The 15,881-nt window shown below is 43.8% G+C and carries 15 protein-coding genes; 14 read left to right on the forward strand and 1 reads right to left on the reverse strand.

What is annotated here, in order from left to right:
• Position 1 precedes the first annotated feature (1 nt).
• A complete protein-coding gene (locus Q91_RS01025) occupies positions 2-631 on the forward strand; it encodes a thiol:disulfide interchange protein DsbA/DsbL (protein WP_015005017.1) in 630 nt (209 codons plus the stop codon).
• A gap of 17 nt (positions 632-648) precedes the next feature.
• Here the strand turns inward: Q91_RS01025 and Q91_RS01030 are convergent, their stop codons facing one another.
• The gene (locus Q91_RS01030; RefSeq protein ID WP_015005018.1) at positions 649-1,098 is read right to left on the reverse strand and encodes a DUF4124 domain-containing protein; all 450 of its coding nucleotides are present in this window, start codon (positions 1,096-1,098) and stop codon (positions 649-651) included.
• Between the two features lie 178 nt (positions 1,099-1,276).
• On the opposite strand from Q91_RS01030, the gene Q91_RS01035 reads away from it, so the two are divergent.
• From Q91_RS01035 to Q91_RS01095, 13 genes are all read left to right on the forward strand, one after another.
• Complete coding sequence (locus Q91_RS01035) at positions 1,277-3,007, forward strand: acetolactate synthase 3 large subunit (protein ID WP_015005019.1); 1,731 nt, start codon at positions 1,277-1,279, stop codon at positions 3,005-3,007.
• Positions 3,004-3,498 (forward strand): acetolactate synthase small subunit, encoded by a 495-nt coding sequence (gene ilvN, locus Q91_RS01040; protein WP_015005020.1) that lies wholly within the window; start codon positions 3,004-3,006, stop codon positions 3,496-3,498. The genes Q91_RS01035 and ilvN overlap by 4 nt, the downstream gene beginning before the upstream one ends.
• 63 nt (positions 3,499-3,561) lie before the next feature.
• Positions 3,562-4,578 (forward strand): ketol-acid reductoisomerase, encoded by a 1,017-nt coding sequence (ilvC, locus tag Q91_RS01045; protein ID WP_015005021.1) that lies wholly within the window; start codon positions 3,562-3,564, stop codon positions 4,576-4,578.
• Positions 4,579-4,688: 110 nt separating this feature from the next.
• Entirely contained in the window at positions 4,689-5,423 is a 735-nt protein-coding gene (gene pssA, locus Q91_RS01050; protein WP_015005022.1) for a CDP-diacylglycerol--serine O-phosphatidyltransferase, read from the forward strand.
• Positions 5,420-6,088 (forward strand): uracil-DNA glycosylase family protein, encoded by a 669-nt coding sequence (locus tag Q91_RS01055; RefSeq protein ID WP_015005023.1) that lies wholly within the window; start codon positions 5,420-5,422, stop codon positions 6,086-6,088. Before pssA ends, Q91_RS01055 begins: the two co-directional genes overlap by 4 nt.
• On the forward strand, positions 6,088-6,588 hold the full coding sequence (gene rimI, locus Q91_RS01060) for a ribosomal protein S18-alanine N-acetyltransferase (protein WP_015005024.1): 501 nt from the start codon (positions 6,088-6,090) through the stop codon (positions 6,586-6,588). The genes Q91_RS01055 and rimI overlap by 1 nt, the downstream gene beginning before the upstream one ends.
• A gap of 129 nt (positions 6,589-6,717) precedes the next feature.
• Positions 6,718-6,900, forward strand: coding sequence for a helix-turn-helix domain-containing protein (locus Q91_RS01065; protein ID WP_015005025.1), 183 nt, complete (start codon positions 6,718-6,720; stop codon positions 6,898-6,900).
• Between the two features lie 7 nt (positions 6,901-6,907).
• Positions 6,908-8,917, forward strand: a complete 2,010-nt coding sequence (locus Q91_RS01070; protein ID WP_015005026.1) for an N-6 DNA methylase — start codon at positions 6,908-6,910, stop codon at positions 8,915-8,917.
• On the forward strand, positions 8,914-10,128 hold the full coding sequence (locus Q91_RS11405) for a restriction endonuclease subunit S (protein ID WP_015005027.1): 1,215 nt from the start codon (positions 8,914-8,916) through the stop codon (positions 10,126-10,128). The genes Q91_RS01070 and Q91_RS11405 overlap by 4 nt, the downstream gene beginning before the upstream one ends.
• A complete protein-coding gene (locus tag Q91_RS01080) occupies positions 10,125-13,343 on the forward strand; it encodes a type I restriction endonuclease subunit R (RefSeq protein ID WP_015005028.1) in 3,219 nt (1,072 codons plus the stop codon). Before Q91_RS11405 ends, Q91_RS01080 begins: the two co-directional genes overlap by 4 nt.
• A 62-nt stretch (positions 13,344-13,405) precedes the next feature.
• A complete protein-coding gene (locus Q91_RS01085) occupies positions 13,406-13,795 on the forward strand; it encodes an antirestriction protein ArdA (RefSeq protein WP_238538382.1) in 390 nt (129 codons plus the stop codon).
• A gap of 326 nt (positions 13,796-14,121) precedes the next feature.
• The gene (locus Q91_RS01090; protein WP_015005030.1) at positions 14,122-14,907 is read left to right on the forward strand and encodes a type IV toxin-antitoxin system AbiEi family antitoxin; all 786 of its coding nucleotides are present in this window, start codon (positions 14,122-14,124) and stop codon (positions 14,905-14,907) included.
• Positions 14,904-15,803, forward strand: coding sequence for a nucleotidyl transferase AbiEii/AbiGii toxin family protein (locus Q91_RS01095; RefSeq protein WP_015005031.1), 900 nt, complete (start codon positions 14,904-14,906; stop codon positions 15,801-15,803). The genes Q91_RS01090 and Q91_RS01095 overlap by 4 nt, the downstream gene beginning before the upstream one ends.
• The last annotated feature ends 78 nt before the right edge of the window (positions 15,804-15,881 follow it).

Raw genomic sequence — 15,881 nt, forward strand, 5'->3', positions numbered from 1 at the left:
AATGAATAAACTATTGGTCTTATTGAGTATTTTTTTTATATCAGCAGGTTCTTCTTTTGCCGCAGACGTTGAGTTTAAAGAAGGTGTTGATTATCAGCTGATTAAACCTGCTCAACCCACAGATGATTCAAGCCGCCTCGAAGTATTGGAAATCTTTTGGTATGGCTGTCCGCATTGTTACCACTTTGAGCCTACATTAGATCCTTGGGTAGCAAGCCTTCCTGCCGACGTAAATTTTGCTCGCTTGCCTGCGGTTTTCAATGAACAGTGGGAGCGACATGCACGAGCCTACTTCGCAGCCGATATCTTAGGCGTATTAGATGAGTCACATGGTGCGTTATTTCATGCTATGCATGCAGAAAAGGCAGTCATTAATACAGTCAATCAACTGGCTAACTTTTATACGAAGTATGGAATAGATGAGGCGTTATTTAAAAAGACCTACCATTCCTTTATTGTAAATACAAAAGTAGCAAGAGCGAAGGATATGGTTGACCGTTATGGCGTAACAGGCGTACCGGCTATAGTGGTTGAAGGTAAATACCTTATCACAGGGTCAATGGCGAAGAGTTACCAGAACATGTTGAAGATTATGGATTACCTGTTGGCTAAGGAAAGAAAAACAAAATAAATTCACAGTGCGGTGATTTAGCGACAGTTCTTGTTGATAAAGTCGTTAAGTTGTTCGCGCTGTTTGTTTTTATCTTCGTCAGTGAAGCGAGAATAGTTCCCTTCAGTGTCTTTGTACAAACGGTTACCGCCGTAATCTAATTCAATAAGGCTCTTTTTGCTGGCCTCGCAGCTTTCCTGGAGGCGCTTGTTTTCCTCAGCCTGTTGTTGCAGTTTGTCACGAGCAGCTTGACGTTCAGCATTAGATTTGGCTATTTCATTGGCACTATCTTGAATTGATTGTTGGTTTTTTTTAGCATCGGCGACAGGTTTTTTCGTGACAGTAATGTTTTGAGTTGAAATGGATTTGTCAGCTGGCGGATGCTGGCTATAGTGAGTGTTACCTTGGTGGTCAACCCACTGGTAAATGGCCGAATAAGCAAATTGAGCAAAAAGTAAGCAAGAACAAAACATCAAAGCGCGATACATAGGGAAGTCCTTATGATTATGTAGGATTAGTGTCTTTTGGTTAAGTATATAGCACTGTGTGACTAATGAAAGAGCTTGACCAAATGCACAAAAGTTAGTATTTTGTCCAGTTCGATTTCATGTTGTAATCGAATTTATTTTAGATCGAATCAAATCAGTTGAATTTTGGAGAATCATTGTGGAGCTAAGTGGCGGTGAAATCGTCATCCAATCCTTAAAAGATGAGGGTGTGGAATACGTGTTTGGGTACCCTGGTGGGTGCGTATTACATATATATGATGCTATTTTTAAGCAAGAAGATGTGAAACACGTGTTGGTCCGCCATGAGCAAGGTGCTACTCATGCGGCCGATGGTTATGCGCGCTCGTCAGGTAAGCCTGGTGTGGTACTTGTAACCTCTGGCCCCGGTGCAACAAATGCAGTAACCGGCATTGCTACAGCCTATATGGACTCAATTCCTCTGGTGGTGATCACTGGGCAAGTGCCTCGAGCAGTTATTGGTACCGATGCTTTTCAAGAAGTTGATACGGTCGGTATTACTCGCCCGTGTGTAAAACATAATTTCTTGGTAAAGGATGTTGCCGATATTGCTGAAACGATGAAAAAGGCGTTTTATTTGGCTATGTCAGGTCGTCCAGGCCCTGTTGTGGTTGATATCCCTAAAGATATAACAGACCCTGATATTAAGGTGCCTTACCAGTATCCTGAAGAAGTAGTCATGCGTTCTTATAAACCAATAATTAGTGGCAATATTGGTCAAACAAGAAAAGCAATTGAACTGATTAAAGCAGCTAAACGCCCTGTAATATACAGTGGTGGTGGCGTTATTTTAGGTGAAGCTAGCGAAGAATTTAGACGGCTTTGTAAAACGTTGAATTTCCCTGTTACTCAGACCTTAATGGGCTTAGGGGCTTTTCCAGGCACAGACCCGCAGTCTATAGGAATGCTGGGTATGCATGGTACTTACGAAGCGAATATGGCAATGCATGATAGTGATTTAATTATTGCTATCGGCGCTCGGTTTGACGATCGGGTAACAGGTAAAATTGCCGAGTTTTGCCCAAATGCCAAAATTATTCATATTGATGTGGATCCGGCCTCTATTTCTAAAACCATTACGGTTGATGTGCCTATTGTTGGACAGGTAAAACCTGTTGTATTAGACATGCTTGCACAAATAGAGAGTTTAGGTGAAACCTTTGATCGTGAGCGTATTGCTGATTGGTGGCGACAAATAGACGAATGGCGTGCAGTAGATTGCATGGCATACGATAAGAACAGCGGCACTATCAAACCACAATATGTTATCGAGCAACTGTACAAGGTAACGAACGGTGAAGCCTTTGTAACATCGGACGTGGGCCAGCACCAAATGTTTGCCGCACAATTCTACCCGTTTGATAAACCTCGTCGTTGGATCAATTCTGGTGGCTTAGGAACAATGGGTTTTGGTTTGCCGGCGGCGATGGGTGTAAAGTTTGCTAACCCAGAGGCTGATGTTGCTTGTGTAACCGGCGAAGGAAGCATACAAATGTGCCTGCAAGAGTTATCGACCATGTTGCAATACGATACTCCCGTGAAAGTGATTAACTTAAACAATGGTTATCTAGGCATGGTGCGTCAGTGGCAAGAGTTCACTTATAAAAGTCGTTATTCACATTCTTACCTTGAAGCATTACCAGACTTTAAAAAGTTAGCAGAAGCGTATGGTCATGTGGGTATTCAAGTGACTAAAAAAGAAGATGTAGAGCCGGCGCTAAGGGAAGCCTTTGCGATGAAAGATCGTACGGTTTTTCTAGACTTTTTAACAGATACAGAAGAAAACGTATATCCAATGATTGAGGCAGGTAAAGCTCATAACGATATGGTAATGGCGCCAAACTCAAAGTATAAAAGGATATTGGCATGAGTCGTCAGCATATTATTTCAGTCTTATTGGAAAATGAAGCCGGTGCTTTGTCGCGTGTTTCAGGCTTGTTTTCTGCTAGAGCTTACAACATTGAGTCCTTAACGGTTGCACCGACTCAAGACCCTACCTTGTCTCGACTAACATTGGTAACCGTTGGCAATGATGAGACAATTGAGCAAATTAAAAAGCAACTGAATAAATTAATTGATGTGGTGAAGTTAATTGATTTATCAGAGTCCTTTTCATTAGAACGCGAGCTAGTTTTGCTGAAGGTGAAAAAGAATGATGCCATGTTGCAAAAAATTGACAGTTTAGGCGCCGATTCATCAGCCCGTATTACCGATGAAACGGATGGCTATTTGATTGTTGAATTATCAGGCGAAAAAGCTTGGTTGGATGATTTCTTGTCTTCATTGGAAAATGAAGTTATTGATGTTGTTCGGACCGGTGTCATCGGTTTGTCTCGTGGTGAGAGATCGTTAACGCTGTAACAAGTTAAGTGCGGCGTCTTGCGCAGGCAGGACGGTTAAATTTTAATAAAATTAAGGAAAAAGATGAATATTTACTACGATAAAGACGCGGACCTTTCAATCATTAAAGGAATGACAGTAGCTGTTATTGGTTATGGTTCACAAGGCCATGCGCATGCAAATAACCTAAAAGATTCTGGCGTTAATGTTGTTGTTGGTTTAAGAGCTAGCTCAAGTTCAGTGGCTAAAGCACAAGAAGCTGGCCTAGCGGTTAAAGAAGTGGCTGAAGCGGTAGCATCTGCTGACTTAGTAATGATTTTGACTCCGGACGAATTTCAATCTCAGTTATATAAAGAAGAAATTGAGCCAAATATTAAGCAAGGTGCTGCATTAGCATTTGCACACGGTTTTGCTATTCATTATAACCAAGTGGTACCACGTGCTGACTTAGATGTGATTATGATTGCACCTAAAGCGCCTGGACATACCGTACGTAACGAATTTAAAAACGCTGGTGGTATTCCCGATTTGATTGCTGTTTTCCAAGATGCATCTGGCAAAGCTAAAAATATCGCCTTGTCATACGCATCAGCAATTGGCGGCGGTCGTACAGGTATTATCGAAACAACCTTTAAAGATGAAACAGAAACTGACCTATTCGGTGAGCAAGCTGTTTTATGTGGTGGTACGGTTGAACTTGTTAAAATGGGTTTTGAAACATTGGTTGAAGCCGGCTATGCACCAGAAATGGCGTACTTTGAATGTTTGCATGAGTTAAAACTGATTGTGGATTTAATGTACGAAGGTGGCATTGCTAACATGAACTACTCGATCTCAAACAATGCTGAGTATGGTGAGTATGTAACCGGTAAGAAAGTGATCAATGACGAATCTCGTGAAGCAATGCGTGAAACGTTAAGAAACATTCAAAATGGTGAGTATGCTAAACAGTTTATTGTTGAAGGGGCGACTAACTACCCATCAATGACAGCAAACCGCAGAAATAATGCGGCACACCAAATTGAGCAAGTTGGCGGAAAATTACGTGAAATGATGCCATGGATTACTGCCAATGCTTTAGTTGATAAAACTAAAAACTAGGTCGTTTTTTAAAGACTACAAAAGCGGCCGTTTTAACGGTCGCTTTTTTTTGTCATCATATAGATGATGCTAGGCTATACTAAAAATACAACCAACGGAGTTAGTACTTGATGAAACAAACACCCCCTCCATCCAAAGGGCTGTATTTACTGCCAAACTTATTTACAACCAGCGCCTTGTTTGCTGGCTTTTATGCGATTACAGGCGCAGTTAATGGCCATTTTGAAATAGCTGTTATTGCTATTTTTATTGCCATGGTGCTCGATGGCCTTGATGGCCGTGTTGCACGCATGACCAATACTCAAAGCGAGTTTGGTGCACAATACGATAGCTTGGCTGACTTGGTTTCATTTGGTGTGGCACCTGCAGCAGTTGCTTATTCGTGGGGGCTGTCGTCCTTAGGCAAGTTTGGTTGGATGGTAGCCTTTGTATATGCAACGTGTGGTGCATTACGTTTAGCACGCTTTAATGTTCAGCATAACATTGCTGATAAACGCTACTTTCAAGGGTTAGCCAGCCCAGCTGCCGCTGCCCTAGTGGCCGGCTATGTGTGGTTAATGGAAGACTACCAATTAACAGGCACCGCGGCGACGGCAGGCTTACTAACAGTCACCTTATGTGCGGGTTTATTAATGGTTAGTAACATTCGTTACCATAGTTTCAAAGAGCTTAATTTTACGGGCAAGGTGCCTTTTGTCGTTGCCGTGATTGTTATGCTGGTTTTAGCCTTAATCTATGCTGCGCCTCCGTTAATATTATTTATTATGTGTTTAGTGTATGCCTTATCTGGACTAGTACTAACGATGCGCTTATTGCGCCGAACACAACGCGATAAAACTGAATGACAACATCCAATAGGCAGCTAGCCTACTTGGATCTGATGGGCGTTCAAGTTTGGCAAGAGAGGAGCAGGCAAGAACAGGTAATCGCCGAAGAAGTCAGTGACGACGTTACAGCAAACACCCTTCAAGAGCTTTACGAAATAGCGTCAAACTGCCAACGTTGTGAGGCTTCAGCTGTTAGGAACCAGCTAGTGTTTAGCGATGGCCCAATGCACGCCGACTGGCTCATCGTTGGTGACTTTCCAACACAACAAGATGATAGAGAAGGGCGGCCATTAACTGGTGACGTGGCTCACTTATTATCAGAAATGTTATTGGCGGTCGGGGTTAAAAAATCGACAGTTCATTTAACAAACAGTGTTAAGTGTCGTTCAGCTAATGTTGAAGCGGAAAAGGTCGAGTTATTATCGTGCCGAGCTTACTTGATTCGTCAAATAGAATTGGTAAAACCACAGCTTGTCTTTGTATTGGGTGAAAAGGCAGCACAAAGCTTACTAAAATCAAACGAATCGTTAAGCCACCTAACAGGAACAGTGCATAAGGTTGATGATGTGCCCACACCAATAGTGGTCAGTTGTCACCCACGCGATTTATTAAAAACACCTTCAGCCAAAAGGCAAGCTTGGGACGATATACAACTGGCAAGAACGCTGGTTAACAAGGCTTGATGTTAGCCAAATTAAAATCGTTGCTGAGTTTAACTAACCCTCAAGCGGATTATTTACGCCCATTAAAAACACACGATATTCCCAAAGTTCTGACAATTGAGCGGCAAATGTATAGCTACCCTTGGAGTGAAGGCATCTTCAAAGACTGTTTAAAAATTGGCTATTCAAATTGGGCCTTTATTAAAGACGGTCAGTTCGTAGGCTATGTTATTTTATCAGTCGCAGTTGGCGAAGCGCATATCTTAAATATATGCTTGGACCCTACCTACCAAGGCAAAGGATTAGGTCGACAATTTCTAAAAGAAGTGCTGATTATCGCGAAGAAAAAAAATGCAAACAGTGTTTTCTTGGAAGTACGACCCTCCAATACAGCAGCCGTTCAACTCTATAAAACCGCCGGTTTTAAAAAAATTGGCAAACGTAAAAACTATTACCCAGCCGCCGATGGTAAAGAAGACGCGATCGTGCTGTCATTGGATTTAACCTCAGATTCTGCGTAAAAAAAGCTCGGGGACTTCTAAATTAACGACAGACTTTAGTATGTTACCGAGCCTTTCAGAGTCAGCTTCAGCTTGCTCATTCCCCAATTTTCTCATATTCTCACCTATAACCTCATAGTAGGTAAAACTATGTCCGATGAAATTATGACCTTGAAAGAGGTGGCTGACTATCTCAAGTTAGCAGAGAAAACCGCATATCGACTAGCCGCTGAGGGCAAATTACCTGGCTTTAAAGTCGGTGGAAGCTGGCGTTTTAAAGCAGCAGATATTGAGCGATGGATTGAAGAACAGAAAAAGAAAGAAACGGAGTAAAGGCCTAATGGCACAGCTAGTAAATATAGAAGCAATCGAAAAACGCCTCTGGGGCAGCGCTGACAATCTTCGCGCAAACAGTAACTACGCCAGCAACGAATACTTCATGCCCGTTATGGGGCTGATCTTCCTTCGCCATGCTTACAGTCGCTACTTGTCGGTGAAGCCTGAAATCGAAGCCTCTTTGCCATCGCGTGGTGGTGTGACACGCCCGCTGACCAAAGAAGACTTTTCCAGTAAGGGCGCTATTTTCCTCAAGCCCGAAGCCCAGTTCGATCACCTCGTAAACCTGCCGGATAGCGAAGACCGTGCCCAAGCCGTTATTAGTGCGATGGATGCTATCGAGGATGACTACGAAACCCTAAAAGGTGTTCTACCCAAAACGGAATACCAGGAGCTGGATAACGACGTTCTGGGTAACCTGCTGCGCACCTTTAACGACCCAGCCCTCAAAAAGGCCACTGGCGATATCTTCGGGCGTATTTACGAATACTTCCTCACCCAGTTTGCCAACCAAAGCGCCCATGATGGCGGCGAATTCTTCACGCCTGTCTCATTGGTGCAGATGATCGTGAACTTTATCGAGCCTGATCATGGCTCGGTCATCGACCCCGCTTGCGGTTCTGGCGGTATGTTTGTGCAGAGCGCCCATTTTATCGAAAAGATGCACAAGAGCCCGCAAGACGTCGCCACCTTCTATGGAGCAGAGAAAAACCCCACCACCATTCGTCTCGCCAAAATGAACCTGGCGGTTCATGGCTTAGAGGGAAAAATCCAAAAGGCCATTTCCTATTACGAAGACCCTCACGATTTCCTCGGTAAAGCCCACTTCGTCATGGCGAACCCGCCCTTCAACGTCGATGATGTGGACGCAGAGAAAATCAAAAATGACCCGCGCTTGCCATTCGGCTTACCGGGGGTAAACAAAAAGGGGGCGGTATCCAACGGCAACTACCTTTGGATTTCTTACTTCTACAGCTACTTGAATGAACAAGGCCGCGCAGGCTTTGTTATGTCCTCCCAGGCTTCCAGCGCCGGCGGACAAGAAGCCGAGGTGCGTCGTAAGCTGGTTGAGTCCGGTCATGTTGGCGCAATGGTGGCCATCCGCTCCAACTTCTTTTATACCCGTACCGTTCCCTGTGAGCTTTGGTTTTTAAATAAAAACAAACCAGCAACTATGAAAGATAAAGTGTTAATGCTGGATGCACGCAACGTCTTCACCAAAGTCACCCGCAAGATTTATGATTTTTCCCCCGAGCAACTCGCTAATCTCACCGCTATCGTTTGGCTCTATCGTGGTCAGCAAGACCGTTTCCTGGAGTTGGTAGAAAGCTATCTGCAACGCACGCTGGATGATGCCAAAGCGGCTAAAGAGCCAATGGATGAATTTATCGCAGCACTCGATGGCTTGATGGGAAAATTGCCGGAGATTGACGAAGAAACTACAAAGGCCTTTGAGCTATTGGGTCAAGACATCAAGGCGTTCGAATCCAGCATTGATGCTGAAAACGCAGCTTGGGAAAAATCAAACAAGGACAAAGCAGGCCTTAAAGCCGCCGCCGAAAAACTGGAGCCATTGGCGGAAACCAGCCGTGATCTGATCAAACAAATTGACCAGCTTTACAAATTTGTCGAAAAACAAGCGAAAGACAGCGGAGAGAAGGGCTTAAACAAACTGATCAAAGCGTTGGACGAACAACGCAAAGCCGCCGTCGAACAACTAAAACAGGTGCGCTATATCTTTAAGCAAGCCCACTGGTTGCAAGAGCGTTTTCCAGAGGCCACGCTTTGTGATGTCGAAGGCCTGGTTAAGCTGGTGGATATAGAAGAAATCAAAGCCAATGACTGGAGCTTAACGCCTGGGCGCTATGTGGGCGTTGCGCCAGAGGTTGAGGACGAAAATTTCGATTTTGAAGAAACTCTGCGTGATATTCATATTGAACTAAAAGGACTGAACGAAGAAGCCGTAACCCTCGCAGCCCAAATCCAAAAGAATTTTGAGGAGTTGGGGGTATGAGTTGGGGAAATGTTGCCATAGAAGATATAGCGCAGGTCAAGGGCGGCAAGCGGCTTCCCAAAGGCCATGATTTTATTTCGCACCCAACACCATATCCATACATAAGAGCCAGGGATATTGGTGGAGGCAAAATAGAGTTAAAAGAGCACGTTTACTTATCTGAAGAAACGCATAACCAAATAAAAAGATACATCGTGAACAAGGATGATGTAGTTATCACCATCGTGGGTGCCAATGTTGGTGACGCCGGATATGTGCAAGAAAATTTAGATGGAGCAAATTTAACAGAGAACGCAGCTAAACTTGTAGTAGATAAGTCAAAATTTAACCCTTATTTTTTGAAGTTATATTTATCTACTGAACGATGTAAAAAGCGACTTGCTTTTATTGCTTCTGGTGCTGCTCAAGGAAAGTTAGGATTATATAAAATTAAAACTTTTCCCGTTAGTAATCCCCCCCTAGATGTGCAGAAAAAAATTGTTGATATAGTACAAAGTTACGACGACCTCATCGAAAACAACAAGCGCCGGATTGAGTTATTAGAGGAATCTGCGCGGCAGCTTTACAAAGAATGGTTTGTGCGTTTCCGCTTCCCCGGTCATGAGCATGTCAAAATTATTGATGGCGTACCGGAGGGGTGGGAGAAAAAAACGATATCAGAAATAAGCTCTTTCTTGTCTCGCGGAATGACGCCTAAATATGATGACGAAGGTAAGTACATTGTTATTAACCAAAAATGTATAAGAAATAGAGCATTATCACTAGATTTGATTAGGCGGCAATCAAAAGATTTTAAGAAAGAAAAATTAGTACAAAATGGTGATGTTCTAATTAACTCTACAGGCACAGGGACTCTAGGACGTGTCGCACAATGCTGGATTGATATAAAAGATTGTACCGTTGATACACATGTAACCATAGTAAGACCAAATGCAGATATATGTTCCTACTGGTTTGGTTATTGTTTGATGGAATTGGAAACCATATTTGAAGGTATGGGAGAAGGTGCAACAAATCAGAAGGAGTTAAAGCGTGACTTGGTTGGTGCGCTGAATGTTCTGAGCCCAGCATCTTCATTGCAATCAGAATTTCAAGACATTATTTCATCTAATATCAAGCAAATATCAAACTTAGTAGAGCAGAACAAAAACCTTATTCGTGCTCGCGATCTCCTCCTTCCTAGACTCATGAATGGGGAGATTAAAGTATGATGGCTCCGCTCAATGAAGATACACTGGTCCAGGCAACTACGGCAGATTATCTGGAAGAACAGCTCGGATGGGAAAGTATCTTTGCCTATAACAACGAGACCTTCGGCAATGAAGGTACGCTCGGCAGGTTGAGTGATAAGGAAGTTGTACTCACTCGCTATCTTGGCGAAGCGCTTGTTAAATTTAATCCTGGCCTGCCTGATGCCGCTTATCAGGATGCATTGCGACAAATCACCGAAGCGCCTGTTACCGAAAATACCCTGCAAATCAATTTTGAACAGTATGAGCGCGTTAAAAATGGCGTGCTGGTTCAGTTCCGCAATGCCAAAGGCGAGCTAGAGAAAAAGCGCCTTAAAGTCTTTGATTTCGACACCCCTGAAAACAACCACTTCCTTTGCGTGCGTGAGTTATGGGTGCGGGGCGATATATATCGCCGCCGTGCTGACATTGTTGGTTTTGTAAATGGCCTTCCCTTGATGTTTATCGAGTGCAAGACCATTCACAAAGACATCCGTCATGCTTATGAGCAAAACCTGTCTGATTATAAAGACACTATCCCTCACCTGTTCCACCACAATGCCTTTGTGATTTTAGGCAATGGCGTGGATGCCAAAGTTGGTTCAATCTCGAGCAAGTTTGACCACTTTAATGATTGGAAGCGTTTAGCTGAAGATGATCCCGGCGTGGTGGATATGGAGACCTTGCTCAAAGGTATCTGTAACAAGCGCGATTTTCTCGACCTATTTGAAAACTATACGCTTTTTGATGAAAGCAAAGGCAAGCTGGTCAAGATTGTCGCCCGTAACCATCAGTTTATTGGTGTAAACCGTTCAATCGAAGCCGTGAAGAATCGCGAAGAACGGCAAGGTAAACTTGGCGTGTTCTGGCATACACAAGGCTCGGGTAAATCCTATTCCATCGTTTTCTTTGCCAGAAAGATTCATCGAAAGCTTGGTGGTAATTTTACCTTCCTGATTTGTACCGACCGTGACGATTTGGATAAGCAAATCTACAACACCTTTGCAGGTTGTGGCCTAGTCGATAATGATCAAGACCCTTGCCGTGCGGGATCGGGCAATCATTTAAAAGAATTACTCAATCAGCATAAAGCCTATGTGTTTACGCTGGTGCAAAAATTCAATAAAGACGTTGACCCCAACGAACCCTATTCAGACCGTGACGACATTATCGTCATCACCGATGAAGCCCACCGCACCCAATATGGCCGCCTGTCATTAAACTTGCGCAACGCACTGCCTAATGCCAGCTATATCGGTTTTACCGGAACGCCACTTTTCAAAGATGATGAAATCACCCGCCGCGTATTCGGGGATTATATTTCCACCTACGATTTCCAAAGAGCCGTCGAAGATAGGGCGACCGTGCCGCTTTACTACGATGCTAGGGGTGAAAAACTCGGCTTAGCTACCGAAGATCTCAACGAGAAAATTGCGGCTAAGCTGGAAGAGTTTGAAACAGATGATCAGGACGTTACTGAGCGCTTAGAGCGAGAGTTGAAGCGCGACTATCACCTCATTACCGCCCAAAGCCGCTTGGATCAAATAGCCGAGGATTTTGTCGAGCATTACAGCACCGGCTGGGAAAACGGTAAAGCGATGATGGTTTGCATCGACAAGGTTACTTGCGTTCGCATGCAGGAGATTATTCTCGAAAAGTGGCAGGCAAAAATAGTTAAGTTAGAAAAAGAGCTGAACAAGATATCTGATGAACAAGCAATCATGGATATGGAGCGCAAGCTCTCTTATATGCGTGAAACTATCGTGGCTGTCGTCGTCAGCGAAGAGCAAGGCGAAGTCGATAAGTTCCGCAAATGGGGCTTGGATATTACGCCGCACCGCAAGCTCATCAAAGAAGGCTTCGAAACGGCTGACGGTAAACGCCTGGATATGGAGAGCGCATTTAAGAAAGAGGAGCATCCATTCCGCGTCGCGATTGTTTGCGCCATGTGGCTGACAGGCTTTGACGTGCCTACGATGTCTACCCTATATCTGGATAAGCCTCTCAAAGCGCATACGCTTATGCAGGCGATTGCCCGTGCTAACCGCGTATCAGAAGGTAAAAATAACGGCCTGATTGTTGATTACTGCGGCATTCTTAAAAACCTCCGCAAAGCGCTCGCCACATTTGCAGGGCATACAGGCGTTGGCGGTGGGGATGGCCAACCACCGCCTGAACTTGACCCTGTTAAGCCTGAAGAAGAGCTGTTGGCTGATCTAGAGGAAACCATTGAATCTATTCGCGCTTTTTTAAGTGCTCAAAACTTCAGGCTCGAAGATGTTCTTGAAAAGACAGGTTTTGAGCGCAATAAGGCGATTATAGACGCTAAGGAAGTCGTCAACCAGAATGATGAAACCCGAAAACGCTTCGAGATTATTTGCCGCGAAGTATTCAAGAAATTCAAAGCTTGCTTAACCATCAAGGCCATTAACAATTATCGCGCCGCCTACGATGCTATCAGTATTATCTATAAGAGCTTGAAGGAAGATGTGGAACGGGCGGATATCTCAGAAATTATGCGTGAGCTTCATGCTGTTATTGAGGAAAGCATCGAACTAACTAGCGGTGTTAAAGAACCGACTAAACTATACGATATCAGCAAGATTGATTTTGACCGACTGAGAAAAGAATTCGAGCGATCACCTGCCAAGAACACCACTGTTCAATCTTTAAAAGATATCATCGAGAAAAAGCTGCTAAAAATGCTCATGCAAAATCCAACGCGAACAGATTTTCAAAAGCACTATGAAGAAATTGTTGGCGAATATAACAGTGAGAAAGATCGCGTAACCATTGAAGCTACCTTCGAGGCTTTAATTAAGCTGGTCGATGAACTGAGCGAAGAAGAGCAACGGGCAGTAAAAGAAGGTTTATCGGAAGAGTCTTTGGCATTGTTTGATTTACTACTAAAACCTGATTTAACGAAGAAGGAAATTGACCGTATAAAGAAAGTTGCGGAAGGTCTGTATAAGACGGTGAGTGGAGAACTGGCACGAATACAAAACTTCGCAGCTAAGCAAGGTACTCGCGATGAGATTAAAGTGAAAATTAAAGACTTTTTGTGGAGTGAACAGACAGGGCTGCCTGACAGCTTTGCACCGGATGAAGTGGAACAAAAAACGGAACTTGTATTCAGGCACGTTCTTGTAACACAAAGAAATAAGATCGTTCATAACGACATGAAATCAATTAGTTAGCCGAAGGTATCTCGGGAAAGTTACAAGCTGTTTGGGCTGATGCCACGCAAGCGCTGGATAATATTCAAGAGCAAGTCAATGAGTTATTAGCCAATAGCCCAGAAGACGATGCCGAAGAATATGCCATTCATGATTATGAAGGCTTTGTTGGCTATTCAGTGTCTGAATATGAATGTATTGAGCGCGCGTATGATGTTGCTTGTTTCATTGAAGAACATGGCGAAATTGCAGGCGAGTTATTATCTCACTTTGGCGATAGCATCGACGATGCGCAAAAAGCCATTGAAGAAAATTATTGTGGTTGTTATGCATCACTGGCTGACTATGCCGAAGAGCTGACCGAAGAAACCACACAGATCTCAGAACAGTTAGCCTTTTATATCGACTATGAAAAAATGGGGCGTGATATGGAGCTTGGCGGCAATGTCTTCACCATCGAAGCGGGTTATTAGGGCGTGCATTTTTCTGGAACCATTAAACAGGCGAGCTCTTGCCTTCCTTGTTGAAGTGGCAGAAGCTTACTTTTTATACCGCACTTTTGGAACTCAGAGGTCTATGGCCTTGATTGCCCGTTCTTCTCTTGTATTATCTCTTGTCGAGCCAAACTGAGCCGCAAAAGCAAGCCTTTCGCCGAGTATGTTGCAAGGGTTGGCAGTGTTGATGGCAATATCGCTTTTTTGTTTAAAAAATAATATATTTAGGTATTTAAAATACCTAAATAATAGATAATATAAACCTTTTCGTTGATTTAGTTTATAAAAATAGATATATTGGGAGCATGAATACCGAAAGAGAGTCAAAATTAAACACTCTGCTTAGCACTCAGCCTTCAGGCATAGTGCTCTCTTCGGCATGGTTAACAGCACAGGGCTACAGCCTCGATTTACAAAAGCAGTACAAGAAAAGCCAGTGGTTTGATTCTATCGGTACAGGTGCCTTGATACGTCATGGTGATCAGGTGGATTATCTGGGCGGTATCTATGCGTTGCAGTCCCAGCTAGGCCTGTTTGTGCATCCAGCTGCTAAAACGGCGCTGGCATTGCAGGGGAAAGCCCATTATTTGGAGCTTTCTACCAAGAAGGCACAGCTTTTTGGTGGTAAGGGCGAGAGCTTGCCACTTTGGTTTAAAAAGCGGGATTGGGGGTTAAGTGTAGAAAGCAAGATAACGAGCTTTTTGCCGCCTGAGCTTGGTTTAGTTGAGATCGACTATAAAAGTTTTAAGGTAAAGATATCCAGCCCCGCACGCGCGGTGATGGAGTGCTTGTATTTAGCGCCAAAGTCTCAGCCACTAATGGAAGTGTTTGAGTTGATGGAAGGTTTGAATAATTTGCGCCCAGCGACGGTACAAAAATTATTGGAAGAGTGTACTTCTGTGAAGGTGAAGCGCCTGTTTTTGTATTTGGCGGATAAGGCAGGCCATGAATGGCTCAGCTATATCAACCTTGATAAGGTTGATTTGGGTTCAGGCAAACGCGCCATCGTGACCGATGGTGTCTATGTTTCGAAATACCAGATAACTGTTCCCAAGGCTCTTGATTCAATCAATGGAGAGGCAGAAGCATGAATAACGCCTACACCAAACAAGTGAAGCTGCTTTTGGATGTATTGCCAGAGGTCGCCAAAGAGACATGTTTTGCCATGCATGGCGGCACCGCAATCAATCTCTTTGTCAGGGATATGCCAAGGCTATCGGTTGATATCGACTTAACCTACGTTGAGATAGCTGAGCGCAATGAAACACTGGAGGGCATTAACGCAGCCCTTATGCGGATTAAAGAACGAATCGAAGACTTGCGCCCATCGATTCGTGTTCAACATAAAGAGAAAGTCTGTAAGCTTCAGCTTGATGAGTATGGTGTGATGATCAAGATTGAAGTGAATATGGTGGGGCGTGGCTTGATAGGTGAGGCTATCAAAACGCCGCTATGTGAAGCTGCTCAAGAACAGTTTGACGTATTTTGTGCGATGCCGATTGTGTCATTAGCGCAGCTCTACGGCGGTAAAATTTGTGCAGCCTTAGATAGGCAACACCCAAGAGATTTATTTGATGTAAAGCTTATGTTAGACAATGAAGGTTTTACCGATGAGATTAAACGCGGGGTTTTGTTTGGCTTGGTGAGTAGTAATCGCCCGACCTTTGAGCTGCTAAATCCGCATTTGCTCGATCAGCGCATGGCGTTTGAAAATCAGTTTGAAGGAATGAGCGCTATAGAATTTAGTTACGATGAATATGAAGCCACAAGGCTTCAGCTCATCGAAACGATACAGTCCAGTTTAAATGAAAGCGATAAAGCGTTTTTGCTCAGTCTGACTGGTTTAGAACCAGACTGGTCGATTTATGATTTTCAGGTGTTTCCATCAGTGAAATGGAAGCTCCTGAACTTAGAGAAGTTTAAAACGGAAAACCCAGAAACTTATCGGCAGCAATTGAATGAGTTGGACAAGGTTTTGGCGCAATAATGTATAGCGTGGTGCTTATTCTGTAGAATAGTGCGCTTTCAGTCCCCCAAGGGGGGGGTAACTTTATAAATAAGTAAA

The organism is Cycloclasticus sp. P1, from assembly GCF_000299965.1.
GTDB lineage: Bacteria > Pseudomonadota > Gammaproteobacteria > Methylococcales > Cycloclasticaceae > Cycloclasticus > Cycloclasticus pugetii.

Bases quoted from the DNA above. Each gene is read 5' to 3' on its own strand.
- rimI (WP_015005024.1), top strand. From the start codon at position 6,088: ATGTTAGCCAAATTAAAATCGTTGCTGAGTTTAACTAACCCTCAAGCG.
- Q91_RS01025 (WP_015005017.1), top strand. From the start codon at position 2: ATGAATAAACTATTGGTCTTATTGAGTATTTTTTTTATATCAGCAGGT.
- Q91_RS11405 (WP_015005027.1), top strand. From the start codon at position 8,914: ATGAGTTGGGGAAATGTTGCCATAGAAGATATAGCGCAGGTCAAGGGC.
- ilvC (WP_015005021.1), top strand. From the start codon at position 3,562: ATGAATATTTACTACGATAAAGACGCGGACCTTTCAATCATTAAAGGA.
- Q91_RS01090 (WP_015005030.1), top strand. From the start codon at position 14,122: ATGAATACCGAAAGAGAGTCAAAATTAAACACTCTGCTTAGCACTCAG.
- Q91_RS01080 (WP_015005028.1), top strand. From the start codon at position 10,125: ATGATGGCTCCGCTCAATGAAGATACACTGGTCCAGGCAACTACGGCA.
- ilvN (WP_015005020.1), top strand. From the start codon at position 3,004: ATGAGTCGTCAGCATATTATTTCAGTCTTATTGGAAAATGAAGCCGGT.
- Q91_RS01095 (WP_015005031.1), top strand. From the start codon at position 14,904: ATGAATAACGCCTACACCAAACAAGTGAAGCTGCTTTTGGATGTATTG.
- Q91_RS01030 (WP_015005018.1), bottom strand. From the start codon at position 1,098: ATGTATCGCGCTTTGATGTTTTGTTCTTGCTTACTTTTTGCTCAATTT.
- pssA (WP_015005022.1), top strand. From the start codon at position 4,689: ATGAAACAAACACCCCCTCCATCCAAAGGGCTGTATTTACTGCCAAAC.
- Q91_RS01065 (WP_015005025.1), top strand. From the start codon at position 6,718: ATGTCCGATGAAATTATGACCTTGAAAGAGGTGGCTGACTATCTCAAG.
- Q91_RS01055 (WP_015005023.1), top strand. From the start codon at position 5,420: ATGACAACATCCAATAGGCAGCTAGCCTACTTGGATCTGATGGGCGTT.
- Q91_RS01070 (WP_015005026.1), top strand. From the start codon at position 6,908: ATGGCACAGCTAGTAAATATAGAAGCAATCGAAAAACGCCTCTGGGGC.